We start from the raw sequence: 24723 nt of genomic DNA, 5'->3' as shown, positions 1-24723 counted from the left end.
CGCCCCTCACTGCAGCCGGACCTTCGTCGCCGCGGCCAGGGTCGCCGGATCGAAGGTGATGATCTGCGGCGATGCGCTGCGCGAGACGAGCAGGTTCGGCACCCGCGCCGTCGCCGTGCCCTGGTCCATGTCGGTGAAGATGGCGAAGCGCTGCAGCAGGGCCCCGACCTTCTTCGGGTCCTTGAGGTCGGCGATCGGCATGCGCCTCTCCAGCATCTCCTTCTGCTTGTCGATATCCCTGCCGGCGGTCGCGGCCGGGATGCGGAAGGCGGTGCGGATCACCTCCGACAGCGCCTTGTCGCCCAGCACCTGGTACCAGCTGGTGATCGTCGGCGCCTTGCGTTGGAAATACATCGCCAGCCGCACGCCGACATTCTTCTCGCCCTGCTCCGCCTCGATGCCGCTGGTGACGAAGCGGCCGACCAGGGCTTCGATCTCCTTCGGGTCGGTCAGGCCGGGCTTGGCCGCGTCGTCCTTCGACAGGTTCAGCGTGTCGGCCAGCTCGGCATAGACCTTGTTGGTCATGCGGTTGGCGAGCGATTTCGGGTCCTGGGTGCCACCCTCGATCACCTGCCTGATCAGGGCCCGGTACGGGATCTGCTCCTCCAGGCCGAAGGCCTTCATCACGAAGCTGTACAGCCGGTAGTCCTTCATCAGGTCGTCGGCCGTCCTCACCGTCGCGATGGTCTTGCGGAAATAGTCGATCTCGCGCTGGTTGACCGGCCGGGCGCTGAACAGCTTGACTTGCCGGTCATAGGTCCGCTGGACCAGCTGGAAGTCGAGCAGCGTGGACATGGGTCGTCTCCTCAGGCGGCCGTGCGGCCGAGCACCCGGTCCTCATGGGCGAAGACATCGCGCAGCGCCGCGAGGGCCTTGTAGAAATCGCGGCGCGACAGGGCGTCGGCGGCCTCCAGCACCCGATGGCGGGCATCATCGGAGGCCGCGAATGCGCCCTGCAGCCGTTCGAGCGCCGCCGCGGCCTCCTTGTGGAGCAGCACGGCGTCGCCCTCGCCGAGCAGCAGGAGCTGGATCCGGACATAGGCGGCCCGGCCCGGCGTCGTCGCCTGCTCCGGCTGCAGGATGTCCTTCTCGCGCAGGATCTGCGCGAAGTTGTCCACCGTCAGGGTCGTCTGCCGGCCCTCGTTGCGGATGACGCAGCCATTGACGACGACCCGCTCGTTCGGGCGGAGCTTGAGCTTCAGGGGCATGGCCGCCCTCCTCAGACCTGGCCGCGCAGCCCGGCCAGGATCTTGCGGTTGACGTCGATCAGCGGCTCGGCCGTGGCCGCGCCGCCCAGGACCTGAAGGGTGTGGCGATCGACCCAGAAGGACAGCGAGATCAGCCCGGCCCGCAGCCCCGGCGGCAGGCCGTTGCCGTCGTCGACCAGATCGGCGCGGAAGGCACCCCACAGCCGCTGGTTGCGCGTCAGCGCCTCGCGCAGCTCCGGAGAGGCCGGGCCGGCCCCGGCATGCCGCTCCAGCGCCGCCGTGACCTGGGTCACGACGCGGCGCTCGATCTGGCGCGGCGTCTCGGTTTCCTTGATGGTCTGGGTATAGGCCGCGATGCTCATCGGATCTCCGGCGGCTGGTCACGGAGCGGGAGGGGCCGAGTGGGCCAGCCCCTCCCGCTCCGCACGCCTCAGCCCGTCCTCAGTTGCGGAAGAGCGAGAGGATGCTCTGCGGCGCCTGGTTCGCGATCGACAGAGACTGCATCGCGAGCTGTTCCTGGACCTGAAGCGCCTGGAGGCGCGCCGCCTCCTCGTTCATGTCCGCATCGACGATCGAGCCCACGGCGGTGTTGATGTTGTCCACCAGCTTGCCGATCGTGTCCCGCTGTCCGTTCAGCGAGTTCTGGGCCACGCCGAGCTCGGTCGCCGCCTTGGTCACCGCCGCCCGCTGGGTGGCGACGGTCTGCGCCATCGTGGTCTGCCCGGCGGTGTCGGTGATCGTGGTCAGGTCGAGGGTCGACAGCGCCGTGTAGACGGCCTGCAGGTCCTGCTGGTTGAAGCTGAAGGTGGTGGTGGTGTAGGTGGCGCCTTCCCGGCTGATGCCGGTCACCACCGAGACCGCGTCGCCGCTCTTCAGCAGGTTCTGGCCGTCGGTGGTCGAGGAATCGATATAGGTCTTGATGTTGTCGATGGCCGCCTTGACCTCGGCCTGGAACTTGGCCTTGTCGAGGCCGTTGTCGGACCCGGCCGAGGCGATGGCGTTGGCGATCTTGTCGATCTCCGCCCCGATGCTCTCGGCCGCGCTGCGCGCATTGCCGATCGAGGTGGCGACCACGCCGAGATTGTCCTTGATCGCGTTGAAGACGCCGGCGTCGCTCTTCATGGTCGTGGCCAGCGAGAAATAGGCCGCGCCGTCACGCGCATCCTGGACCTTCAGGCCGGTCGAGATACGGCTCTGCGTGGTCTGCAGGTTCGACTGCACGGTCTTCAGGCTCTGCAGCGCAGTGATCGCCTGCAGGTTGGTGTTGATGGAAGCCATGTCGCTTCTGCTCCGTCTGCTTCGCTGTCGTCGCGCCTTCTGGCGCGGCGGGGGCGAGGATTCGCCCTCGCCTCCCCACAATGCCGCCCCGAATCCTAAGAAGTTCCCAAGGATCGGCCGTCGCGGCTCAGTAGGCCTCGTCCAGGCCGGCCACGGTGCGGTCGTAGCCGGCGACGGCGCGGCCGGATCGGCCGTACATTCCCTCCGCCCGGGTCTCGGTCAGGCTCTTCTTGACCAGGCCGGCGACATAGGAGACGGCGTCGTGCGCCGCGGCCAGGGCCTCGGCGTTGCGCTGGCCGGCGCGCTCCAGCGCCGCGATCGCCGCGGCGGCGCGGGCGGCGTGCGGCGAGTCCTTGTCGAGGGCCAGGCCGGCGGCCACGGCCCGCCGCGCCGAATCCTTCACCGCGGCCTCGGCCTCGTGCTTGCGCCGGATGAACTCGGCCAGCCGCTCGGCCCGCCCGGCGATCAGCGCCTCGGCCTCCTCCTCCAGCAGGGCGGCCAGCGACTCGATCGCCGCGAGCCAGGCGTCGAGCGGCGGCGGCAACAGGGCCGGCGCTTCGGGCGCCGCCTCGCCGCGCCGGCGACGCGGGCGGTCGAGACGGCCGAGCCGGTCGGCCAGGCGGCGCGGCGCCTCAGCCACGGGCCGGCCCCTCGGCTGCCGCGGGCTGCACCGGATCCGGCGCCTCGCCCTGCATCCGCCGGATCTCGGCCTCGACCTGGCGGGCGATGCCGAAGCTGCCGGATTCGGCGGCGCCGCGGGCGTATTCGGAGAGGAGGAAGCTGCGCCACAGCTCCTCGGCGAAGCCGCCGCCGGTCAGCGACGGGATCTTCACCCCCCGGAACAGCGCCTCGAAGCTCTGGGCCAGCACCATCGCCTCGAAATCGACGGCGGTCCGATGCGCCTTGTCGCCCTCGGCCCGGGTGGGCCGCCGCGCCTCCACGGCCACGGTGCCGGCGCCGCCGAGGGCGGAGATCACGGCCAGCGGGTCCATCAGATCACCTCCAGATCGGCATGCAGAGCGCCTGCGGCCTTGATCGCCTGCAGGATCGAGATCATGTCGCGCGGCTTGACCCCCAGCGCGTTGAGCCCGGCCACCAGCTCGCGCAGCGTCACCGGGCCGTTCAGCACGGCGAAGCCGCCGCCGCCCTCCTCTGCCTGGATGTCGGTGCGCGGCACCACCACGGTCTGGCCCTGGCGGGCGAAGGGCGGGGGCTGCGACACCTGCGGCGTCTCTGTGACCTGGATGGTCAGTCCGCCCTGCGAGACGGCGACGCGGCTGATCCGCACATTCTCGCCGATCACCACGGTGCCGGAGCGCTCGTCGACCACCACCCGGGCGGGCGTATCGGGCTGGATCGGCAGCAGCTCGATCTCCGCCATCAGTCCGGCGACGTCGCCCCGGCGGCTCCCGGGCGGCACCACCTGGACCGTGGCCGGGTCGATCATCCGGGCGGCGCCCGCGCCGATCCGGCGGTTGATCGCCGCCTCGATCCGCTTGGCGGTGGTGAAGTCGGGCGTGCGCAGCGCCAGCTTGACCGAATCCATGCTGCCGAAATCGAAGCCGACCTCGCGCTCGACGATGGCGCCGTTGGCGATGCGCGCCGTGGTCGGCACCCCCTGGGTCAGCGACGCCGCCTGGCCGGCGGCGGTGAAGCCGCCGACCACCAGCGGCCCCTGCGCCACGGCATAGACCTGGCCATCGGCGCCGAGCAGCGGCGTGACGATCAGGGTGCCGCCGGACAGGCTGGTGGCGTCGCCGAGCGAGGAGACGGAGACGTCGATGGTGCCGCCCTGGCGGGCGAAGGCCGGCAACGAGGCCGAGACCATCACCGCCGCCACATTGCGGGTGCGCAGGTCGAGATCGCGGACGCTGGTGCCCAGCCGCTCCAGCATGCCCTGCAGGCTCTGCTGCGTGAACGGCGCATTGCGCAGGCGGTCGCCGGTCCCGTTCAGCCCGACGACGAGGCCGTAGCCGACCAGTTGGTTGGCGCGCACGCCCTCGACATCGACCAGATCCTTCAGCCGCTGCGCCGAGGCCGCCGGCGTCAGACAGACCCAGACGGCAAAAGCCGCCACGGCGGCGCGCAACGCCGGCCCGAAACGCATCAATCCCTCCTGCCACTCTTCCCTGTGTGCCGCAGCGCGGGCACCGCCGCAAGCATTCAATTCATAAAACTTTATATATTTACCGGGTCCTTGAATCGAATCCTATATTTCCTTGACGATCGCTTCGAATGTCTCCTAACGTCGCTCCGGTCGCGGTGGCCTATACCAGAACAGGGGGAACCGGAGCACGGCATGCAGGTGATCCTGTACGAACCCGACGATGCGGCTCGATCGAGCCTCGCCTCCTCCTTCTGCAGCGGCGGGCTGGAGTGCTATCCGGCCTCGCGCGAGGAGATCGAAGGCCTGGTTCCAGTGGGGCGCAGCGACCGGTCTCCCGGCGCATCCCCCGCCATCATTCTCGGCGTCTGTCCGGAGGCGCGGGGCATCGTGGCGACGCTGCGGTCCGGCCGCTGCGACAGCCCGATCATCGCGCTGCAGGACGGGCGGTCGACCGAACGCACGCTCGACCTGCTGATGGCCGGCTGTGACGACGTGGTGCAGCGCCCGGTCAGCCCGCGCGAGCTGGCGGCCCGCATCGCCGCGATCCAGCGCCGCGCCTTCGGCCATGCCGCGGCCTCGCTCACCATCGGCGGGATGATTGTCTATTTCGACGGGCGGGAGCCGGAGATCGACGGCCGGCCGATCCGGCTGAGCGGCCGCGAGAACGCGATCTTCCGACACCTCGCCCTGCAGTCCGGCAAGGTGGTCAGCAAGGGCTCGCTCTACGACGCGGTCTACGGCGCCTCGAACCGCATGCCCTTCGACAAGGTGATCGAGGTGCATATCTGCAAGCTGCGCAAGAAGCTGGCGGAGGCGAGCGGCGGCCACGACTTCATCGAGACGGTCTACGGCCGCGGCTACAAGCTGGTGGCACCGAAGGGCATGGCGGCGGCCTGAGGGCCGCCCTCGCCTCCTCACCCCAGCTGCGCCAAGGTCATCCCCTGCAGCTGCTTCGTCAGGTCGAGGCTGGCGGCCAGCTGCTGCTTCAGCACCTCGAGCCTGGCGTTCGCGGTATACGGGTCGACCTGCTCCAGCCCGACGATGCGCTCGTTCAGAAGGGTCAGGCGGGCCTGGTTGCGTGCCTTGGCGGCATCGAGATCGGTCTGCTGGCCGCCGAGCCGGGCGACGTCCCGGCGCAGCCCGTCCAGCCCGGCGCCGAGCGTCTGCATCGCCGAGGTGATGTAGGCGGCCCGGGCGTCCGTCGGCATCGCCGTCAGATCGGCGGCGGCGATCATGGTCAGCCCCTGCAGGATGTTGCGCAGCGACGGATCGTTCGCCTGGATGCCGTAATCGACCCGGGTGCCGTCGTCGCTGCGCCCCGACACCCGCGGATTCGGCCGGCCTGCGGCGTCCAGCGCCGGCGTGCCGCGATAGAAGCTGCCCTCGAAGCGCTGGTCGGCCGGGACCGAGGGATCGGAGGCGAAGGCCTTGCCGACCGCCTCGACCAGGGCCTGCACCCCGGCCGGATCGGTCGGCGGATGGGCCGCGATCAGCCCCTCCATGATCCCGATCGGCGACTGCGCCATGCCGGGGGCAGCTCGGCTCGGGTCCTGCAGCGCCGGGCGGTCGGTGTCGACGCCGGCGAAGAGCGACTGCCCCTCGAGCGAGACGTTGAGGGCGCTGACGATGCTGGTCAGGGCCGACATCGCGCTCTGCGGCAGGGTGCCGATCGTGGCGGAGGTCCCCTCCGACGCGGCGGTGAGCTCGCTCAGCAGCTTGGCGGCGGCCTCGTCGACCGCCTTCAGCGAATCCGCCATCGCCTTGGTGCGGGTCTGCATCGCGGCGATCGAGGTCTGGTAGGCCTCGATCTGGTCGATGCTGCCGCGCAGCGACACCGATTCGGCCATTCGGCCGCCCAGCGTCGCCGCCACGTCGTTGTATGTGCCGGTGCCGACCTCGTTGGCCAGGGCGGCGACCTGGGCCTGAGAGTTGCGCACCAGGGCGCGCATCTGCAGCGACAGGCCGAGGCTGGAAACCGGGATCGTCATGCTGTCCTCCTGCCCTGATCCGTTTCAGTGCCCCCGCCCCGCTTCTGTCATCCTCGGGCTTGACCCGAGGATCCAGGGGCTTTCAGGAGCCGCTCTCGGTGGCCCTGGATTGCCGGGTCAAGCCCGGCAATGACAATGAGGGAAACCGAACGGATGGTTCTGGTCCTCTAGATCTTCAGCAGCGTGTCCATCATCTGCGACACCGAGGAGAGCACCTGGGCCGAGGCCGCGTAGCTCTGCTGCACCAGCGTCATCTTCTGCAGCTCGTCGTCGATGTTGACGCCGTCGCGGCCCAGCCGGGCCGATTTCAGGCTCTCCAGCGTCACCGTCTTGGCGTCCAGCGACGAAGCGATCGACGTCCGCGCCCCCTGCTGCGCCGTGACCAGGCCGGTGGCGTAGCCCTCGATCGTGGCCGAGCCGGCGAGGCCGACCCCGCTGTCGAAGCTGCGCTGCTCGCCGAAGCCGTCGAGGAAGGCCTGCACCTGGCGGGAATCGCCGCTCGCCGGCGCCTCCGCCGCATGCATGCCGCCGGAGACGCGCCACAGCGCGCCGCCCGCCTCCGGCCGCACCAGGTCGTTGACCGCGATCCGCCCGGCCAGCCCGGCGGCATTCGCGGCGTCGAAGGCCCGGTCGCCATCGGTGAACAGCCCGGTGCCGTTCGGCGGCGCGCCGACCGTCGCATCCTTGTCCTGGAACAGCGTCACCAGCCCGGCCGCCAGCTGGTCGAGCTGGGCCTGGAACTGGGGCATGGTCTCGTCGCGGATCCTCAGCAGGCCGGCCAGCGCGCCGCCCTGCAGGCTGTTCGGATTGCCGCCCCCCGGCGTCAGGTCGACGCCGTCGGCGGTCATGACCCTGCCGAAGGGCGACGCGGTCAGCAGGTTGGCGGAGGCATCGACCAGGGTGGCGCCGCCCTTCGTCATCACCACCATGTCGCCGTCGCGCAGATATGTCGCGACGCCGAGCTCCTGCGACAGCCCGTCGGCCAGCCGGTCGCGCTCGTCCTGCAGCGCGCCGACTTCGGCGCCGTTCGGGTCCAGGCCGCGGATGGTCCGGTTCAGCTCGGCGATGCGCTGCAGGCTCCGGTTGATCTCGGAGACCTTGTCCTGGATGTCGCGGTCGGCGTCGGTCCGGGCCTGCTGGGCCGCGGCATGCATGCCCCTGATCGAGGCGGCGGTGCTGGTCGCCGCATCGACCGCGGCGCGCTGGAAGTTCTGGTCGCCCGGGCGGTCGACCAGGCTCTGGAACGCGGTCTTCAGCTTGGACAGCAGCGAGGCGACCGACCGCTCGTCCTGCGGCTGGCCGATCGTGTCGGTGTAGCGGGTCAGCAGGTCCTTCTGCGCCGACAGGCTGCCGGTCTCGGACTGGGCGCTGCGCACGTCGCGGATCAGCCGCTCGTCGACATTGCGCCGGACGCTGACGTCGAGCCCGAGATTGACCCCGGCCACCACCCGGGTGGTCAGCTGGATGTCCTGCCGGACATAGCCGGGGACCGCCGCGTTCTCGATGTTGCGTGAGATGATCGAGGTCTGCGCCTGGCTGCCGCGCAGGTTGGCCAGGGCGCTGCTGATCGCGAGCGAGAGGCTCATGCCCTTGTCTCCGCCGGGTCAGGCCGGTCAGCGCTTGAGCTGGGTGGTCTCGTTCAACATCTCGTCCGCGGTCTGCACGATCTTGGCGTTCGAGCTGTAGGCCCGCTGGGTCTGGATCAGCTGGGTCAGCTCTTCGGCCAGGTCGACGTTGGAGCTTTCGAGGCTGCCGCCGGCGACGCTGCCGACCGGACCGGTGCCGGCGCCCCACAGCCGCATCGCGCCGGAGTCGCGGCTGACGGTGTAGACGTTGCCGTCCTCGGGGTTCAGCCCGTCCGGATTGGCCACGTCGGCGAGCGGGATCTGGTACAGGGTGCGGCGCGCGCCGTTGTCGAAGATGCCGATCAGCCTGCCGGATTCGTCGGCCTCGACCCGGGACAGCCGGCCGACCGCGGCGCCGTCCTTGCTGACCTTCGGGTCGTAGCTGCCGGCGAACTGCACCACGCCGCCCGCCGTGTTCGGCGCGCCGAGCGACAGGGTGATCTGCTGCGGCGTGCTGCCGTTCGGCACGCTCAGCACCGCCTGGCCGGTGGCAGCGTCGAAGATGAAGCCGCCGAAGCCGCCGGCGGTGGCGTTGCTCCAGCCCGCCGGCTGGCCGGCATTGGCGCCGCTGTCGTTGAAGGTGACGTCGACGCTGCCGAATTTGTTGCCGGAGGCGTCGGTGACCGTCAGCGTCCACTGATTCTTGGCGGTCGAGGGCTGCCATTCCAGGAACAGCCGGTCGGAGGTGCCAAGCGGCGAGAAGAACTCGACCGAGGTCTTGAACGGCACCGCCGGCGCGTTCGGTCCGGTCTGGTCGGCCGGCAGGTTGCCGCTGAAGCCGATCGTCGTGGTCGGCTGGCCGGCGGCGGTGACGCTGTTGATGTTGACCACCTGCAGCGAAGCCGTGCTGTCCTGGTCGACCGGGCCGATCGTGCCGTCGGCCTTGGCCGGCCAGCCCAGCAGATAATAGCCGGCGGTGTTGCGAAGGTTGCCGTTCTCGTCCGGCAGGAAGGACCCGGCGCGGGTCAGCGCCGTCTTCGCCGTCGCCCCGCCGGTGGCCGAATTGGTCACCAGGAAGAAGCCGCGGCCCGAGATGGCGAGGTCGGTGGTGCTGGAGCCGGGATTGATGATGCCCTGCTTGCTGATCTGCAGCCGGGCGTTGGCCGAGACGCCGCCAGCCGCGTAGGAGCCGCCGGCCGAGGGCGTCACCAGGGTCGAGAAGTCGACGCTCGCGCGCTTGTAGCCGACGGTGCCGCTGTTGGCGATGTTGTCGGAGATCGACGACATCCGGGCGCTCTGCGAGAACAGGCCCATCACCCCGGCCTGCATGGCGCTTTGAATGCTCATCTCTCGCTCCTCGGCTGATGGGCGACCGTCGGGAATGCTGTTCCGAGTCCAGTCTAGCGGCGGTTGCTTAAGGACTGCTTTCCGGAGTCCTTGGCGGCGCGCAGGATGGTGATGCTGATCCGGCGGTTGCGCGGGTCGGCCGGATCCTCCGGCAGCAGATGGACCCGGTCGGCCAGCCCCTCGACCCGGGCGAAGCGCGCCTCGTCCACCCCGGCGGCCACGAGACCGCGGCGGGCGGCGTTGGCCCGGTCGGCCGACAGCTCCCAGTTGCCGTAGCCGGACCGGCCGGCATAGGGCCGGCCGTCGGTGTGGCCGCTGACGGCGACCGGGTTGGGCAGCCCGGCGATGGCCTGGCCGACCAGCCGGATCAGCCGCAGCCCCTGGGCGCTGATGCGGCCCGAGCCGACCTCGAACATCGGCGCCTGGCTGCGGTCGGTCAGCTCGATGCGCATCCCCTCCGGCACCATCTCGATCCGGACATTGTCCCGCAGCGCGCCGAGGTCGAGATCGGCCGCGACCTCCGCCTGGATCCGCTGCTGCACGGCGGCGAAGCGCGCGCCCTCGACCGTCGGCGTGATCTCGGCGCTGCCGGCCGCCAGCCACGGCCCGGCGTCGCGATACGGCGAGAGATCCCCCTGCCCTTCGCCCGGCTTCGAGCCGACCGGCACCATGGCGGCCGGATCGGCCTGCAGCACGGTTCCCGTCTCGACCCCGGCCTCGCCGTCCCGGCCGATCCGGCGCTGGTCTCCGGACTGCGGCTGGCCGGAGAACACGTCGCTCTCCGGCCCCTCCTGGCTCGACTGGAACACGCCGTCGGCGCCGTCCAGCACCCCTTCCCCGCCCGCGCCGGACGACCGGCTGGCCATCGGGTTGAAGTAGAGGGCGATGGCGTCGCGCTGCTGCTCGGTGGTGACGTTCAGGAGCCACATCAGCAGGAAGAAGGCCATCATCGCCGTCATGAAGTCGGCGAAGGCGATCTTCCAGGCGCCGTGGCCGCCATGGTCCTCGTGACCCCGCCCGCGGCGGCGCTTGATCACGATCTGCGGCGGCCTGGCCTTCGGTCCGGTCGCCATGGTCAGGCGGCCTCGCGCACCGGGCTGCGGGTCGCGTCCTCGACCTCGAAGAAGCTCGGCCGGATGTCGGAGGTCAGCACCTTGCGGGCGTATTCCACGCAGATCTGCGGCTGATAGCCGTGCAGATAGGCCAGGAGGGCCGAGCGGATGCAGATGAAGTAGTTCACCTCAGCCTCGCGCTGGGCGGCGACGTAGCTGGCCAGCGGACCGACCAGGCAATAGGCCAGGAGGATGCCGGAGAAGGTGCCGACCAGGGCGCCGCCGACCATATGGCCCAGCACCTCGGGCGAGGAGTTGATCGCTCCCATCGCCTTCACCATGCCCATGATCGCCGCGACGATGCCCAGCGCCGGCAGCGAATCCGCCGCCGCCTGCAGCGCCCGCGGCGCCTTGGACAGCTCGCGCGACAGCGTCTCGATCTCCTCGTCCATCAGGGATTCGAGCTCGTGCGGGTTACGGGTGCCCAGCTGGATCAGGCGGAGGTAGTCGCAGGCGAACTGCAGCGCCCGGCGGTTGCGGTGGACGGTCGGGTAGCGCTGGAAGAAGCCGCTCTCGGCCGGGGCGTCGAAATCCTTCTCCAGCTCGTTGAAGCCCTTGGCCCGGCCGGTGCGCAGCACGGTGTAGACCATGGCCAGCAGGTCCAGATAGTCGGCCTTGGAATAGGGCCGGCTGCGGAACAGCGTCGCCAGGGCGCGGCCGGTGTCGGCCAGCACCGTGCCGGGGTTGGCGATGACATAGGCGCCGATGGTGCCGCCGACGACGATCACCAGCTCCCAGGGCTGCCACAGCACCAATAGGTTCCCGCCCATCGCGGCATAGCCGCCGACGACGCAGACGACGACGACGACGAGCCCTACGATCGCATTCATCCGGTACCGCCTTTCCTGTTCCCGCTCTGCCGCCCCTCGATCCCCGCACCTTGACCGGTGACGCCGACGGCAGGCTTTCGAGCCCGACCTCTCCCGCAAGCGGGAGAGGCAACGAACAGGTCGCCGCGAGCGTGTGGATGAGATCCGTGAATCCGATCGTTAACCCGATCAGCCGCCCGCATCGGCCGCCCCCGCCTTGTCGGGGCCGAACACATCGTCGAAGGTCGCCAGCACCCGGCCCGCCTCCTGCAGCGCCGCCAGCCCCGCCTTGCGGTCGGCCGTGATCGAGACCGGTTCGGACCGGGCGCCGGACAGCAGCCGCGCCGCCGCGCCGCCGAGGCGGTGTCCCAGAGCGTCGGCGGCCGCGGCGTCGCCCGCCCGCAGCGCCGCGGCAGCCCGGCGCATCCGCTCGGCCGGCGACAGGCTCCCGCCGCCGGCCTCGATCACGTCGAAGGCGGCCCGGGCGCTGGGCCAGTCGCCGGCGGCGAACAGGATGCCGGCGCGGATGCGGGCCGAGTCCGGATCCTGCCGCCCCTCGATCGCCCTCAGCGCCGCGGCCCGGTCGTCGAGGCCGGCCAGGACGCGGGCCCGCAGCGCCGGCACGGCGTCGCCGGCAGCGCCGTCCAGGCTCTGCAGCGCCCGCTGGCCATCGCCCTGGTCGAGATAGGAGGCGGCCAGGGCCGCCGAAGCATCCGGCGCCCCGAGGGAGACCGCCGCGCGCATCGCGTCCTGCGCCGCCAGGCTCAGCCCCGCCCCCTGCAGGATCCGGGCGTAGCGCAGGGTCCGGGCGCCGAGCGCCGCCGGGTCGCCCTCGGGGGCGAAGCGGGCGTGGACCGCGACCAGGACGGCCGGTGGCAGATCCCGCCGCTCGGCCCGGTCATAGGCGGCGTCGAGCGCGGCCTCGAAACGCCGGCGCCACTCGAGGGCCTGCGCCTCGTCGCCGGCCAGAACCGCCAGCCGCGACAGGGCCGACAGCTCCTGCCCCGGGTCGCGCCGGCGGCCGGCGAGATCGAGACGCAGGCGCTGAACCCGCTCCTCGATCCCATCGCCGCGCCAGTCGGCGGCAAGGCCGGCCAGGGCAGCGGCCGCATCGTCGGGCGTCATGCTGCCGGTGCGCAGCCCGTCCTCGACCAGCTGCAGGCGCGCCCGCGCCGCCCAGGGGCCGGGCAGGTGCGCGGCGGCGACAAAATCCTTCTCCGCCGGCTGCCGGCCGGCCAGCGCCAGCAGGCCGCGCAGATAGGGCAGCGCCGCCGGGTCGACCCGGCCCTGCGCCGCCATCGGCTGCAGCCGGTTGAGCGCGGCGCGGGCGAGATCGCCGTCCAGGCCGCGGATCGCCGCCTCGGCCAGGCGCGGCAGCAGCGCCGCTTCCAGATCGGGACCATAGGCCCGGATCCGGTCGAGGCCGCGGGCGATGTCGTCGCGATCGATCGTCGGTTCGCCCCCGGCCAGCCAGGAGAGCACGGCGAAGGGGGCCCAGTCGGGATGGTCCCTCGGCCCGGTGTCGAGCATCGACGATGCCGGGGGCGGCAGCTCGCCGGCCAGGGCGGCCGCCTCGTCCAGCAGCAGCGCCTCCCCCCGCCGCGGCCCTTCGAACGCCGCCGCGGCGGAGGCGGCCTCCCGCGCCCCGGCCCATTCGCCCCAGGCGAAGTGGAATCGGGCGGCATCGATCAGCGCGTCCTCGTCGATCACGCCCTGCAGCACGGCATGGCGCCGCTCCGCATAGCTCGATCCTCGCCAGACTGCTGGCTCCATCGCCGGGACTCCGGCCAGGCTCGCCTTCGCCTCGACCGGGGCCGGAGCAGGCACCGGAAGTCCTGGCATGGCGGCCGGCGTCGGCGCCACGGCCGGTGCCTGGTCCTGCGGAACCGGGACCTCCGCCGGAACGGGCGGCGCGGCGGGCGGGTCGGCATCGACCACGGCCACGGCCTGCCGGACCGCGGCCTGGATGCGGGCCGTGTCGTCGCCGGGTTCGCCCGCCGATGCAGCGGCCGCCGCGGGATCTGCAGGCGGCGGTGGTGCCGCATCCGCGACGGCCGGGGCATCGCCCGGGCGGCGTACCGGCAATGGCGGGATCGGGAACACGCCGCCCGGCCCGGCGGCGATGTCGAGCAGCAGCAGCCCGCCCTCCCGCCGGGTCTTCATCTCGGCGGTGCAGGACACTGAAAGGACCAGCCGGCCTTCGGCATCGACGGCCGCCCCGGCCAGCCGGCGGGAGGGGAGCCGCGCCGCGGCCGCCAGATCGCCCTGCCAGGAGGTGTCCGCGCCGCGCAGCACGACGGCGCAATGCGCCCGGTCGTGCTCGGCCGTCACCGCCGCCGCGCCCGGCCGCACCGCCACGCGGGAGAAATCGGCATGGTCGCCGAAGCTGACCCGCACCGGCACGGCCGCGCCCGCCGGCATGACCGCCAGCGCGATCGGCGCCCCCAGGGCGATGGCCAGGCCGGTCTTCCCTCGCACGCGGCAACTCCCGATCAGCGGCACGGCGAAACCAATTCTTAAGGATCGCCGCTTAGGATTCAAAAGCACTTAAACGATGCCTTGAACCTGTTTCAAGAATTCGTCAGAACTCAGTACACCGAATTCGCGACCGCGGGGCCATGGAAAACGTCACCTATGTCGGATTGTCGGCCGAAGTCGCGCTGCGCCGGCAGCTCGAGGTGGTGGGCAACAACCTGGCGAATATGAGCACCGTCGGCTTCAAGGCCGACCGGATGCTGTTCGACACCGCCCTGGCGCAGACCCGCCGGGGCGAGGAGGGCCGGGTCGCCTTCGTGCTGGACCGCAGCACCTATACCGACTTCTCGGAAGGCGGGTTCAGGCGCACCGACAACCCGCTCGATGTCGCCATCTCCGGCGCCGGCTTCTTCCGCGTCGACACGCCGGACGGTCCCGCCTACACCCGCGACGGCCGGCTGGCGCGCGATCCGGAGGGGCGGCTGGTCACCCTCTCCGGCCATCCGATCACCGACGACGGCGGCCAGCCCATCGCCATCCCGGACGACGCGCAGTGGATCCAGATCGCCGGCGACGGCTCGATCACCGCCGACCGGCAGCAGATCGCCCGGCTCGGCGTCTGGTCATTCGACGACCCGCGGGCGCTGAACAAGAGGGAGGGGCTGCTGTTCACCGCGCAGGACGGCGCCGCGCCGGTGCCGAACCCGGCCGCCAAGGTCGAGCAGGGCATGGTCGAGGAGTCGAACGTCAACGCCATCCTGGAGATGACCCGGATGATGGACGCGACCCGGGCCTATGAGCGGGCCGACCGCATCGACACCACCGCCGACGGGCTGATCCGCGACGCCGTCTCGCGCCTCGGCCGCGTGGCCTGACGCCGGACAGAGGGGAGAACGAGATGAAGGTCCTGGGCATCGCGGCGACCGGCATGGCGGCGCAGCAGCTGAATGTCGAGGTGATCGCCAACAACATCGCCAATATGAGCACCACCGGCTTCAAGCGCGCCCGGGCGGAGTTCCAGGACCTGATCTATCAGAGCCAGCGGCGCCAGGGGTCGATGTCGTCCGACGCCGGCACCATCGTGCCCGCGGGGGTGGAGCTGGGCCTCGGCGTCAAGCCGGCGGCGGTGACCCGGATCAACACCCAGGGCACGCTGACCCTGACCAACAACAAGCTGGATGTGGCGCTGGAGGGCCGCGGCTATCTGGTGGTGACCCTGCCGGACGGCACCGAGGCCTACACCCGTGCCGGCAACCTGCAGAAATCGGCGGAGGGCCAGATCGTCACCGTCGACGGCTACGAGGTCTCGCCGGGCATCGTCATCCCGGACAATGCGCGCGACATCGTCATCAACCGGTCGGGCGAGGTCATGGCCTATGTCGACGGCCAGACCGACCCGCAGATGCTGGGTCAGCTCGAGCTCGCCAATTTCGTCAACGAGGCCGGGCTGGAGGCTCTGGGCGACAACCTGTTCCGCGAGACGCCGGCCTCCGGCCAGCCGCAGGGCGGCGTGCCCGGCACCGACGGTTTCGCCACGCTGCGCCAGGGCTATGTCGAAGCCTCGAACGTCAACGTCGTCGACGAGATGACGGCGCTGATCACCGCGCAGCGCGCCTATGAGATGAACTCCAAGGTCGTCCAGGCCGCCGACCAGATGTCGCAGACCGCGACCACGATGCGATGACCCGGCGCTTCCGCTCCGCCCTGCTGGCGGCCCTCGCTCTCTTCGCCCTCCCCGCCCCGGCCCTCGCCGCCGATCCGAAGGCGCTGATCGCCCAGGCCGTCGTCGCGCGCTGGCCGGACGAGGCCGGCGGCCTCGGCGAGATGACGGTGCGCTTCTCCACCCAGGCGCCGGTCGAGGCCGACAGGGTCGAGACCATCCTGTGGGACCCCCGCTCCGGCGGCTTCGACGCGGTGCTGGCCTTCGGCAAGCGGCTGGCCCGGGTGCAGGGCGTGGCCCGGATGGAGGAGGAGATCCCGGTGCCGGCCCGGCGCATCACCGCCGGCGAGACCATCGCGGCGGACGACCTGACCTCGCTGCGCGTGCCCTCGGCCCGGCTGGACGGGGTGCTGACCGATCCGGGCCTCGCCGTCGGCAAGGAGGCGCGCCGGGCCCTGACGCCGGGCCGCGCGATCCCGGCCGCGTCGCTGGGCGACCCGCTGGTGATCCGGCGCAACCAGGAGGTGACGATCTCCTACCGCAAGGGCGGCCTCGCCATCACCGCGCGCGGCAAGGCGCTGGGCGATGCGGCGGCCGGCGCCATGGTGCGGGTGGCGCTGTCGGGCGGCGGCACGCCGATCGACGCCGTCGCCGACGCCGAAGGCCGGGTCACCGTCGCGCCATGAGAGCCCGCCCCGCAACCGCCCTCGTCCTCCTCGCCCTCGCCGGCTGCACCCGGCTGGGCGAAATTGGCCAGGAGCCCGAGATGAGCGGCATCGGCGACCGTTCGAACATGCCGGAATCGCGCCTGGTCTCGCTGCCGATGCCGTCGCCGACGGCGGTGCGGCAGCTGCCCAACTCGATCTGGCGGACGGGCGCGACCAGCTTCTTCGGCGACCAGCGCGCCTCGCGCGTCGGCGACATCCTGACCGTGCTGATCGACATCCGCGACGAGGCCAAGCTGCGCAACGACACCCAGCGCCAGCACCAGGCCAGCGAGTCGGCCGGATTCGCCCATTTCTTCGGCCTGGAGACGCTGTTCGACGACATCTTCGGCAGCGGCGTCGAGGCCGACAAGCTGGTCGGGGTCAGCACCGATTCGCGGACCACCGGCACCGGCCAAGTGAACCGCAACGAGCAGATCCGGCTGAAGCTGGCGGCGATCGTCACCGATGTGCTGCCGAACGGCACGCTGGCGATCGTCGGACGGCAGGAGATCCGGGTGAATTCCGAGCTGCGCGAGCTGCGGATCGCCGGGGTGATCCGGCCGCAGGACATCACCGCCACCAACACCATCGGCTACGAGCATGTCGCGGAGGCGCGGATCTCCTATGGCGGGCGCGGCACCCTGACCGACGTGTCCCGGCCGCGCTACGGGCAGGAGATCTACGACCTGGTGATGCCGTTCTGATGGGGGTCGCCGACCGCCTCGTGACGCCGGGCGCCCGGCGCCAGGCCAAGGGCTTCGCCCTGGCGGGCGCCTTCTTCCTGGGCATCGGGGCCGGCTGGTGGTGGCACGCCGCTTCCCCGCTCGGCGGCGCCGCCCCGGCGGAGCATGCCGGGCCGCCGGGGCGGATCGACGCCGGAGAGTTCGTCGTGCCGGAGCCGGCCGGCGCCGATGGCCGCCGCGGCTATCTGATGGTGCGGCTCGGCCTGGAGGCGGCGGACCAGGCCGGCGCCGACGCCGTGGCGGGCCATCTGCCGCACGTCAAGGACGCGGCGGTCGAGGCGATCCTCGCGCTCTCCCCCGGCTGGTTCGACGGTGTCGAGCTGCGCACCGCCCGGGCGGAAGCGGAGCTGCGCCTGCTGGTCAACCGCAACCTCGGCGGGCCGTGGGTGACGCGGGCCGCGCTCGACATCCTCCGCCGCCTGCCGGCCCCGGCCGGATAGCTCCCGCTATCCCGAGACCTTCAGCACGTCGGCCGAGCGCACTTGGCCGCCGCCCTTCAGCAGCAGCACGGCGCTGCCGGCGTCGGGCGAGAAGATCACCTCCTTGACCGTGTCGGTGACCACCACGGCGGCATCGACGGCGTCGCCCGCCTCGCTCTTGGCCACGGCCTCGACCAGATAGGCCCCGGCCGGCGCCTTGCCGCCGTCGTCCCGGGCGCCGTCCCAGGCGATCTCGTGCCGGCCCTCGGCGGTGTCGCCGGCGATGTGCCGAATCACCGTGCCGTCCGGCGACTTGATCTGGATCTCGACCGACTTCGCGTCCTTGCCCACCGCATACGCCAGCGCAGCGCTGCTGCCGTCGAAGGAGAAGCGGTCGGTCTGCGCCTCGACGCTGCGGCCGAGATAGGCCAGGTCCAGCCGGTTGGTGTTGGCCGTGGTGGCGTCGACCAGCTGCGTCAGCCCCTTGTTGGCGCTGACCAGCTGCTCGACCTGGCTGAAGGTGGCGAGCTGGCTGACGAACTGGGTCGCGTCCATCGGCGCCAGCGGATCCTGGTTCTTCAGCTGCGCCGTCAACAGCTTGAGGAAGGTCTGGTAGTCCGTCGCGGTCTGCGGCGTGGTGGACTGGGTGCTGCTGACGGGATCGACCGCCATCGCGCGGCTCCTTTGCAAATGCGGTGTGGCGGCGGCTCACACCAGGATGTCGAGGCCCGACCGCGAGAGCGGCAGTCCGGGCTCCGGAGGGGAGGCCGCTTCGGGCCGGGAGCCGGCCCCCGCCTCCTCCGCCCGCCCGGGCGGGGTTTGCGGCGACGGCGGCTCTCGGTCGCGCCCGCCGTCCCCGCGCAGCGCGAACTCGATGCCGCGCCGGCCCAGATCGACGCCGGCATCGTTCAGCGCCTTCTCCAGCATCCGGGCTTCGGTCATCAGCAGGTCCAGCGTGTCGCGCCGCTCGGCGGTGATCCGGGCCCGGCCACCGCGCTTCTCGACATCGAGCGTGATCTCGACCCGCCCCAGCTCCCGCGGCACCAGCTCGACCACCAGGCGCGGCGGCGCCCCGTGCATGCCCCTGGCGATCGACGCTGCGATCTGGACGGCGGCGGTCGCCGCGCGCTGCTCGGGCGCCTGGGCCGGACGAGCAGGCGCCGCGGCGTCGGCCGGGGCCGGACGGGGGCCGGACACGGGATCCGCCGGCCATACCGGCGGGCGGCTTTCCTCGATCGACGCCGGAAGGCGCCGGTTCGTCGCGGAAACAGGACGGACCGCATCGAGGGCGGCCGGCGGCGCCCGCTTCGCCGCCCTGCCCTCGACCATGAGCCAGGAGGGGCTCGCGGGGCCTGCTGCAGCCCGGGTGTCGACGAGAGGGCGTTCGTCCGTCGCCTGCAACGGCGGAACGGGCAGCGGTTCCTCCGCCGCCGATGCCGCCTGGGCGGGCGTGATCGCGGCAGCGACCGGCGCCGCCGGAGCCCGCAGCAGCGACTGCCGCAATGCCGGCGCATAGGGACTCGCCGCTTCGGCCGGGGTCGTCGCGGCGGCATCGAGCGGCGCGCCGGCGGCGTCGCGCGGCACGGAAGACAGGACGGCCCGGGAAAGAGGGATCGGAGGCATGGCCCGCGGCATCGCGGCGGCTTCGACGCCGTCCGGATCGGCGGCCGCCATCACCTCGACCGCCGGGCGGCCGGGTTCAGGATTCATCGGACTCGGCCAAGGAAAAAGCGGAACCGCGATCGGCAGGGCCCCGTATCCGGCCTCGGACGCCGGATCAGGCACCGACGGGCATCCGGCGTCGAGCTCGATCAGCGAAGAAAAGAACGTCCCGCTCCCGCGCCGCCCCGACTGGCCTCCGGCGTCCTCGGGCGCCGCGCGGCCGATCAGGATGGGAATGAGGCTCGTGACCATGCATCCGATCAGGTTGGCGGAAGGACGGCGGTCATCTTAGACCGAGGATTCCTAAGATCCGGTTACGGCCGGGCGACCGGCACGAAGCGCGGATCGTACATGCCGGCATGGGCTCCGGGATCGCCTCGCCGGGTCTTCCATCGTTCCTTGCCGATCCTGCGGCATTCTCGGCCATACCGACTTATGCCGATTCGATATAGATCGACGCGATGCAGGATTCGCTCGAATGATCCAGACCGCAGATTGTCGATATTGCTCCAGGCCGCGAAGATGGGCAAGGAACCAAACCATCCTGAGCAACAAACATACACGGCCCGGATTATATTCCGAGGGGTCATCCGATCGAAGGAAAGAGCCACGGGACCGAAAACTTTTTTCTGAATCCCTCGGAACCTTACGGCCTGTTCTTGCTTGTAGCAGTTGCCAGCACGAGAGCAGTCTTGGGGCGGCAGCGGTCGCCCGCAGCGGCCGGCAAGTGGGGGAACAGCACGGACGTTAGAGGAAAGCGCGATGTCGACGCTGAGCGAGAACGAGATCCTGAAATTCACCAAGGAAATCATCGTTGCCCACGTCTCCCACAATGCCGTGGACAGCGAGAGCCTGCCGGATCTCATTCGAAGCGTGCATCTGTCCCTGATCGAAGCCCGCAACGCGTCGGCCCCGCGGGATCCGGCCATCTTGGACGCCGACGCGGCTGCGCCCACGGCCGAAGGCGGGCCGGCCATGCCCGAGGCAGGCGCACCGGCCGCGCCCCATGCGGCGGCCTCGCCCGGCCCCGTCCCGGCCGTGCCGATCTCGGAATCGGTGACGCCGGACTACATCATCTGCCTGGAGGATGGCCGTCCCTTCAAGATGATGAAGCGCTGGCTGCGCGCCACCTACGGCATGACGCCGGAGCAGTATCGCGCCAAATGGAACCTGCCGCCCGACTACCCGATGGTCGCGCCGAACTACGCCCGGTCGAAATCGGTCTACGCCAAGGCCCAGGGGCTGGGGACCAGCCAACTTCGCCGCCGCAGCGGAAAGCGCCGGTCCCGGGCCAGCGCCTGAGTCCTTCCGCTCGGGCGACCGCGACCAGACTGATATCGTCGGGCCGAGACAGGGCAGGATCGGGTATTGCCGACAGCGATGCACGCCAGCAACGCCCGGGCGGAACGCAGCGGCGCCGGGATCGGCGGGCCTGGTTCTGGGCCGCTGTCGCGACCGATATTGCGTTTCGCCCGTGGTGGCGCTCGGCGGCCCTTCCCCTTCGAGATCTCGACCGGCGCAGGTTCAAAGCGGGGATGCGCAACGAGCTACGCCCAAATGCGTCGATCGACGGCTGATCCCCGTTAGTCCCTACCACGCGTCCTCTACTGGTCGACGACGGAGCCGTCCTTGTGCAGGCGGGTGTGGATCTTGCGGGGCCGGTAGGGGAACTTCTCGGCCGCGTCGGGGCGAAGCGAGACGCCGATCCCCGGCTCGTCGCTGATCGTCAGGAAGCCTTCACCGTCGTGCCGCGCGGCGCCGACCAGGAAACTGTCCGAGTCCGGCCGCTTGTCGGTGACGTCCCAGGTGTCGTTCGGGAATTCCTGCAGCACGAAGTTCGGCGCCGTCGCCGCGATCTGCAGGCAGGCCGCCGTCGATACCGCGCTCAACGGGTTGTGCGGCACGACGCCGGCGTGCGACGCCTCGGCCAGCGCCGCGATTTTCCGCGCCCCCGAGATGCCGCCGACGATGCAGACATCCGGCCGCACCATCTGCACCGCGTTGCGGGCCAGCAGCATCTGGAACTCCCACAGCGAGGTCATGCGCTCGCCCGTGGCGATCGGGATCGAGATCTTGTCGGCGACATAGGCCATCTCGTCGAGGTTGTCCGGCGTGATCGGATCCTCGATGAACAGCGGATGGAAGGGCTCGATACCCCGCCCCAGCTGGACGGCCTCGAACGGCGTCATCCGGCGGTGGATCTCGATGCAGAGGTCCATGCCCCGCCCGGCGATCCGCCGGTACTCCTGCACCGTATCGATCGCATCGGCGATCTTCTCGGCATGGGTCTGGAAGTAGGGAACCTCCCGCCGGCTGTCGAGGAACGGCGTCAGGTGGCCGACGGCGGTGAAGCCCATCCTCTTGGCCTCCTCCACGCCGGCGAACAGATCCTCCTTGGTCTCGCCGAACACGTGGTAGTAGGCGCGCGCCCTGTCCCGCACCTTGCCGCCGAGCAGGGCGTGCACCGGCGCCTCGAAATGCTTGCCGGCGATGTCCCACAGGGCGATGTCGATGGCGCTGATCGCCGCCATCACCGCCGAGCCGCGGAAATGGGCCCAGCGGTACATGTACTGCCAGTGATGCTCGATCCGCAGCGGATCCTGCCCGAGCAGATAGTCCTTGAAGCGGAGGACCGCGCCGGCGGTTGCCTCATGGAAGCCCCAGGCCCCGCCTTCGCCGAGCCCCACCAGCCCGTTGTCCGTCCGGATCTCGACGAACAGGTACCGGTCCACCAGGATGGTCTCGACGCTGTCGATGCGCATGTCTCTGTCCTTCAGGAAAGGTTAACGGCGCCTAGCCGTTCGGGATCAGGATGGCGGCGTCCGGCTCGACCCGGATGCGGATGGTCTCGCCGGGGGACGGCGCGGCCCGGGCCGGCAGCTCGGCGCGGAGCGCGAGGCCGCCGACGCGCAGCAGGCAGGTGACGACCGGCCCGAGGAAACCGACGGACGCGACCTCGGCGTCGAAGCCGCCGTCCTCCCCGTCCCGCACCCGCTGGATGCTCTCGGCCCGGATGCAGGCCAGGATCGGCCCCGACAGTTGGACAGATTCGGGCCGCGGGAACTGCCCTTCGATCACCGGGCCGCCGTCGAGGGCGACGAGCGCACGCCCATCCCCCGCGGACCGGACGATGCTGGCGGCCAGGATGTTGGCGTTGCCGATGAACTCGGCGGCGAAGCGGCTGGCCGGCCGGTCGTAGAGATCCCGCGGGCTGCCGGACTGCACCATCTCGCCGTCCTTCATCAGGATGATCCGGTCGCTCATCAGCATCGCCTCCGACTGGTCGTGCGTGACGTAGAGCGAGGTCTGGCCGAGCCGCCGCTGCAGCTCGACCAGCTCGAAGCGCATGCGGTCGCGCAGCCCGGCGTCGAGATTGCTCAGCGGCTCGTCGAACAGCAGCAGGCGCGGCGAGGTGACGACGGCGCGTGCCAGGGCGACCCGCTGCTGCTGTCCGCCGCTGAGCTCGGTGCCGTACCGCGCGGCGAAGCCGTCGAGGCCGACGGTCTTCAGCGCCTCGCCGACCTTGACCTCGACCGTCGCGGCGGGCTCGCGCCGCGTCCGTAAGCCATAGGCGACGTTCTCGAAGACCGTCATGTGGGGCCAGACGGCGTAGGACTGGAACACCATGTTGATGCCGCGCTTCTCCGGCGGCACGTCGCGGCCGTCCGCCGCCACCACCTCGCCGCCGATCCGGATCGTGCCCGCCGAGGAGCCTTCGAGGCCGGCGATGCAGCGCAGCGTCGTCGTCTTGCCGCATCCGCTGGGGCCGAGCAGCGAGACGAACTCGCCGTCCTCCACGGTGAAGGAGAGGTTGCGCACCGCCGTGACGCTGCCATAGGCGACGACGAGGTCTTCCACGCTGAGCTTGGCCATGACGCTCCTTCCGGCCGCCGTTCAGACCGCCTGGGACAACCTGACCCTGAGGACGTATCGGCCGACGGCGATGCCTGCGATCAGCAGGACCGTCTGCAGCAGGCCGACGATGGCGGCGTTCTGTACGTTGCCGAATTCGAGATAGTCCCAGGACATCACCGACAGGACCTTGTTGCTCGGCGACGCCAGCAGGATCGCCGCGCTGATCTCGCGGACCGAGAAGATGAAGACCAGGATCCACGCGGCCAGGACGCCGGGCCGGATCAGCTGCAGCGTCACCAGCCGGGCCGTCCGCCAATGCGACGCACCGCAGACGGACGACGCCTCCTCCAGCGCCTTGTCGATCTGCAGGATCGAGGTGTCGACCATGCGGTAGGCGAAGGGGATGTAGGAGGCGACGAAGGCGATCACCAGGATCCAGATCGTCCCGTAGGCCGGCGTCAGCAGATAGGTCCAGAAGATGCCGGTGCCGAAGACGATGCCGGGGACGGCGATCGGGAACATGGCGATGGCGTCGAGGATGCCGCCGCCGCGCACATGCAGGCGCCGCACCGCATAGGCGATGACGGTGCCGAGCAGCACGCACAGCGTCGGGGACAGAATCCCGACCAGCAGCGTGTTGCCGATCGACTGGCGCACGGCGACCGAGCCGAGCACCGACCAGACATTCGCCAGGGTGAAGGTCGCGTCGAGGATCGACGACGAGCTGAAGCTGGTGAAGGCGACGTAGAGCAGGGCCAGATAGGGCAGCACGATCGCGAGCGTCACATAGAGGAGGATCATCAGAATCGCCGGCAGCCGCCAGCCGCGCAGCTTGACCAGGCGGGTGCGGTAGCCGCGGGCTGTGACCGTGACGAAGCGCGTCGCGGCTCGGGAAGCGAAGCGATAGAAGAAGACGCCGATCAGCGAGATCCAGAACAGCAGCGTACCGATCGCGGCCGCCCGGGCGTAGTCCAGCGGGAAGGTCGCGACCGCCCGGTAGATGTCGACCGCCAGGAACGGCATCGCCTGCGTGCCGCCGAGGGCCGCCGGGATCGAGAAGGTGCCGCAGGTCAGCACGAAGACGAAGAAGAAGGCCGAGACGATCGACGGGCGGACGACCGGGAAGGTGATCTTCAGCGCCGTCGCCAGCGTGCCCGCCCCGTTGAGGCGGGACGCCTCCTCCATCGACGGGTCCATGCCCTTCAGCGCCGCCGAGACGGTCATGTAGGCGTAGGGCACGTTGTACAGGGCCATGACCAGGATCACCCCGCCGGCCGTCATGACATTGACCACCGGACCGGTGGTGCCCAGCAGGTCGTGGGCCAGCACGTTCAGGAGGCCGGCATTCGGCGATGCCAGGACCAGCCAAGCCAGCGCCCCGACGAAGGGCGACAGGTAGAGCGGCGCGATCACCGCGCTCTCCAGCAGCCCTCGGGCAGGCAGGTCGGTCCGGGCCAGCAGCCAGGCCAGGGCGATACCGATGACGCAGGCGACCAGGGACACCAGCAGCGACGCCCCGATGGTGACCGCGAGGGTCTTGAGGTAAGGCAGCGTCGTGTAGACCGCGGCGAGGCTGCGCAGCGAGAACTGAGCCCGCGGATCGACGAAGGTTCCGGTCCGCACCGCGCCGACGAACATCAGCACGATCGGCACCAGGACCAGCACGGCGAGAAGGAGGCCGAGAACCAGCGGCAGCGCCAGGCCGCGCCGGCGCCGGCGCATCGCGGCGGTGCCGGCCGGGCGGTCCTCCGTCCTCGATGCGGATACGGTCGTGGAGACGGTCACCGC

Annotated in this window: 25 protein-coding genes; 7 read left to right on the top strand and 18 right to left on the bottom strand. The window is 70.8% G+C overall.

Annotated features, from left to right (window positions below):
* Positions 1-6 precede the first annotated feature (6 nt).
* The 7 genes from G537_RS0109620 to G537_RS0109590 form a co-directional block, all read right to left on the bottom strand.
* Entirely contained in the window at positions 7-795 is a 789-nt protein-coding gene (locus G537_RS0109620) for a DUF1217 domain-containing protein (protein WP_026869939.1), read from the bottom strand.
* Between the two features lie 11 nt (positions 796-806).
* Positions 807-1208, bottom strand: a complete 402-nt coding sequence (locus G537_RS0109615) for a flagellar biosynthesis repressor FlbT (protein WP_026869938.1) — start codon at positions 1206-1208, stop codon at positions 807-809.
* Positions 1209-1219: 11 nt separating this feature from the next.
* Positions 1220-1570 (bottom strand): flagellar biosynthesis regulator FlaF, encoded by a 351-nt coding sequence (gene flaF, locus G537_RS0109610; RefSeq protein WP_026869937.1) that lies wholly within the window; start codon positions 1568-1570, stop codon positions 1220-1222.
* A gap of 79 nt (positions 1571-1649) precedes the next feature.
* Positions 1650-2486: a flagellin gene (locus tag G537_RS0109605; protein WP_026869936.1), complete on the bottom strand. Its 837-nt coding sequence runs from the start codon at positions 2484-2486 to the stop codon at positions 1650-1652.
* A 127-nt stretch (positions 2487-2613) separates the two neighbouring features.
* Positions 2614-3126 (bottom strand): flagellar export chaperone FlgN, encoded by a 513-nt coding sequence (gene flgN, locus G537_RS0109600; protein ID WP_026869935.1) that lies wholly within the window; start codon positions 3124-3126, stop codon positions 2614-2616.
* Positions 3119-3478: a rod-binding protein gene (locus tag G537_RS37200; protein ID WP_051248247.1), complete on the bottom strand. Its 360-nt coding sequence runs from the start codon at positions 3476-3478 to the stop codon at positions 3119-3121. The genes flgN and G537_RS37200 overlap by 8 nt, the downstream gene beginning before the upstream one ends.
* The gene (locus tag G537_RS0109590; RefSeq protein ID WP_034851200.1) at positions 3478-4593 is read right to left on the bottom strand and encodes a flagellar basal body P-ring protein FlgI; all 1116 of its coding nucleotides are present in this window, start codon (positions 4591-4593) and stop codon (positions 3478-3480) included. Before G537_RS0109590 ends, G537_RS37200 begins: the two co-directional genes overlap by 1 nt.
* 192 nt (positions 4594-4785) lie before the next feature.
* Here G537_RS0109590 and G537_RS0109585 point away from each other — a divergent pair, with 192 nt between their 5' ends.
* On the top strand, positions 4786-5490 hold the full coding sequence (locus G537_RS0109585) for a response regulator transcription factor (protein WP_026869933.1): 705 nt from the start codon (positions 4786-4788) through the stop codon (positions 5488-5490).
* A gap of 17 nt (positions 5491-5507) precedes the next feature.
* Here G537_RS0109585 and G537_RS0109580 read toward each other — a convergent pair whose 3' ends face one another.
* From G537_RS0109580 to G537_RS0109555, 6 genes are all read right to left on the bottom strand, one after another.
* Entirely contained in the window at positions 5508-6581 is a 1074-nt protein-coding gene (locus G537_RS0109580) for a flagellin N-terminal helical domain-containing protein (RefSeq protein ID WP_026869932.1), read from the bottom strand.
* Between the two features lie 167 nt (positions 6582-6748).
* On the bottom strand, positions 6749-8167 hold the full coding sequence (gene flgK / locus G537_RS0109575) for a flagellar hook-associated protein FlgK (protein WP_026869931.1): 1419 nt from the start codon (positions 8165-8167) through the stop codon (positions 6749-6751).
* 27 nt (positions 8168-8194) lie between these two features.
* Entirely contained in the window at positions 8195-9493 is a 1299-nt protein-coding gene (locus G537_RS0109570; RefSeq protein ID WP_026869930.1) for a flagellar hook protein FlgE, read from the bottom strand.
* Between the two features lie 53 nt (positions 9494-9546).
* On the bottom strand, positions 9547-10566 hold the full coding sequence (locus tag G537_RS37195) for a flagellar motor protein MotB (protein WP_051248246.1): 1020 nt from the start codon (positions 10564-10566) through the stop codon (positions 9547-9549).
* A gap of 2 nt (positions 10567-10568) precedes the next feature.
* The gene (motA, locus tag G537_RS0109560; protein ID WP_026869929.1) at positions 10569-11435 is read right to left on the bottom strand and encodes a flagellar motor stator protein MotA; all 867 of its coding nucleotides are present in this window, start codon (positions 11433-11435) and stop codon (positions 10569-10571) included.
* 168 nt (positions 11436-11603) lie between these two features.
* Positions 11604-13892 carry a hypothetical protein gene (locus G537_RS0109555; RefSeq protein WP_026869928.1) on the bottom strand — a complete coding sequence of 763 codons (2289 nt, stop codon included), beginning with the start codon at positions 13890-13892 and terminating at the stop codon, positions 11604-11606.
* 140 nt (positions 13893-14032) lie between these two features.
* Between G537_RS0109555 and flgF the strand changes: the two genes are divergently transcribed.
* The 5 genes from flgF to G537_RS0109530 are packed head-to-tail and all read left to right on the top strand — an operon-like array spanning position 14033 to position 17439.
* Positions 14033-14764, top strand: a complete 732-nt coding sequence (gene flgF, locus G537_RS0109550; RefSeq protein WP_026869927.1) for a flagellar basal-body rod protein FlgF — start codon at positions 14033-14035, stop codon at positions 14762-14764.
* A 23-nt stretch (positions 14765-14787) separates the two neighbouring features.
* A complete protein-coding gene (flgG, locus tag G537_RS0109545) occupies positions 14788-15573 on the top strand; it encodes a flagellar basal-body rod protein FlgG (RefSeq protein WP_026869926.1) in 786 nt (261 codons plus the stop codon).
* Entirely contained in the window at positions 15570-16235 is a 666-nt protein-coding gene (gene flgA / locus G537_RS41980; RefSeq protein WP_051248245.1) for a flagellar basal body P-ring formation chaperone FlgA, read from the top strand. Before flgG ends, flgA begins: the two co-directional genes overlap by 4 nt.
* Positions 16232-16960, top strand: coding sequence for a flagellar basal body L-ring protein FlgH (gene flgH / locus G537_RS0109535; protein WP_026869925.1), 729 nt, complete (start codon positions 16232-16234; stop codon positions 16958-16960). Before flgA ends, flgH begins: the two co-directional genes overlap by 4 nt.
* Positions 16960-17439, top strand: a complete 480-nt coding sequence (locus G537_RS0109530; protein WP_026869924.1) for a flagellar basal body-associated FliL family protein — start codon at positions 16960-16962, stop codon at positions 17437-17439. The genes flgH and G537_RS0109530 overlap by 1 nt, the downstream gene beginning before the upstream one ends.
* Positions 17440-17445: 6 nt before the next feature.
* Here G537_RS0109530 and G537_RS0109525 read toward each other — a convergent pair whose 3' ends face one another.
* Both G537_RS0109525 and fliK read right to left on the bottom strand, forming a co-directional pair.
* Positions 17446-18090: a flagellar hook assembly protein FlgD gene (locus G537_RS0109525; protein ID WP_026869923.1), complete on the bottom strand. Its 645-nt coding sequence runs from the start codon at positions 18088-18090 to the stop codon at positions 17446-17448.
* A gap of 36 nt (positions 18091-18126) precedes the next feature.
* Entirely contained in the window at positions 18127-19332 is a 1206-nt protein-coding gene (gene fliK / locus G537_RS0109520; RefSeq protein WP_026869922.1) for a flagellar hook-length control protein FliK, read from the bottom strand.
* A 510-nt stretch (positions 19333-19842) separates the two neighbouring features.
* Between fliK and G537_RS37185 the strand changes: the two genes are divergently transcribed.
* Positions 19843-20382, top strand: a complete 540-nt coding sequence (locus G537_RS37185; RefSeq protein ID WP_034851199.1) for a Ros/MucR family transcriptional regulator — start codon at positions 19843-19845, stop codon at positions 20380-20382.
* Between the two features lie 302 nt (positions 20383-20684).
* Here G537_RS37185 and G537_RS0109510 read toward each other — a convergent pair whose 3' ends face one another.
* The 3 genes from G537_RS0109510 to G537_RS0109500 are packed head-to-tail and all read right to left on the bottom strand — an operon-like array spanning position 20685 to position 24720.
* The gene (locus G537_RS0109510) at positions 20685-21842 is read right to left on the bottom strand and encodes a mandelate racemase/muconate lactonizing enzyme family protein (RefSeq protein ID WP_026869921.1); all 1158 of its coding nucleotides are present in this window, start codon (positions 21840-21842) and stop codon (positions 20685-20687) included.
* 31 nt (positions 21843-21873) lie between these two features.
* On the bottom strand, positions 21874-22953 hold the full coding sequence (locus tag G537_RS0109505) for an ABC transporter ATP-binding protein (protein WP_026869920.1): 1080 nt from the start codon (positions 22951-22953) through the stop codon (positions 21874-21876).
* 21 nt (positions 22954-22974) lie between these two features.
* Positions 22975-24720 (bottom strand): ABC transporter permease, encoded by a 1746-nt coding sequence (locus G537_RS0109500; RefSeq protein ID WP_155888561.1) that lies wholly within the window; start codon positions 24718-24720, stop codon positions 22975-22977.
* Between the last annotated feature and the right edge of the window lie 3 nt (positions 24721-24723).

The organism is Inquilinus limosus DSM 16000 (assembly GCF_000423185.1).
Taxonomy (GTDB): domain Bacteria; phylum Pseudomonadota; class Alphaproteobacteria; order DSM-16000; family Inquilinaceae; genus Inquilinus; species Inquilinus limosus.
Note: the sequence above shows the minus strand (reverse complement) of the source record. Positions and strands in the feature narration are given on the sequence as shown.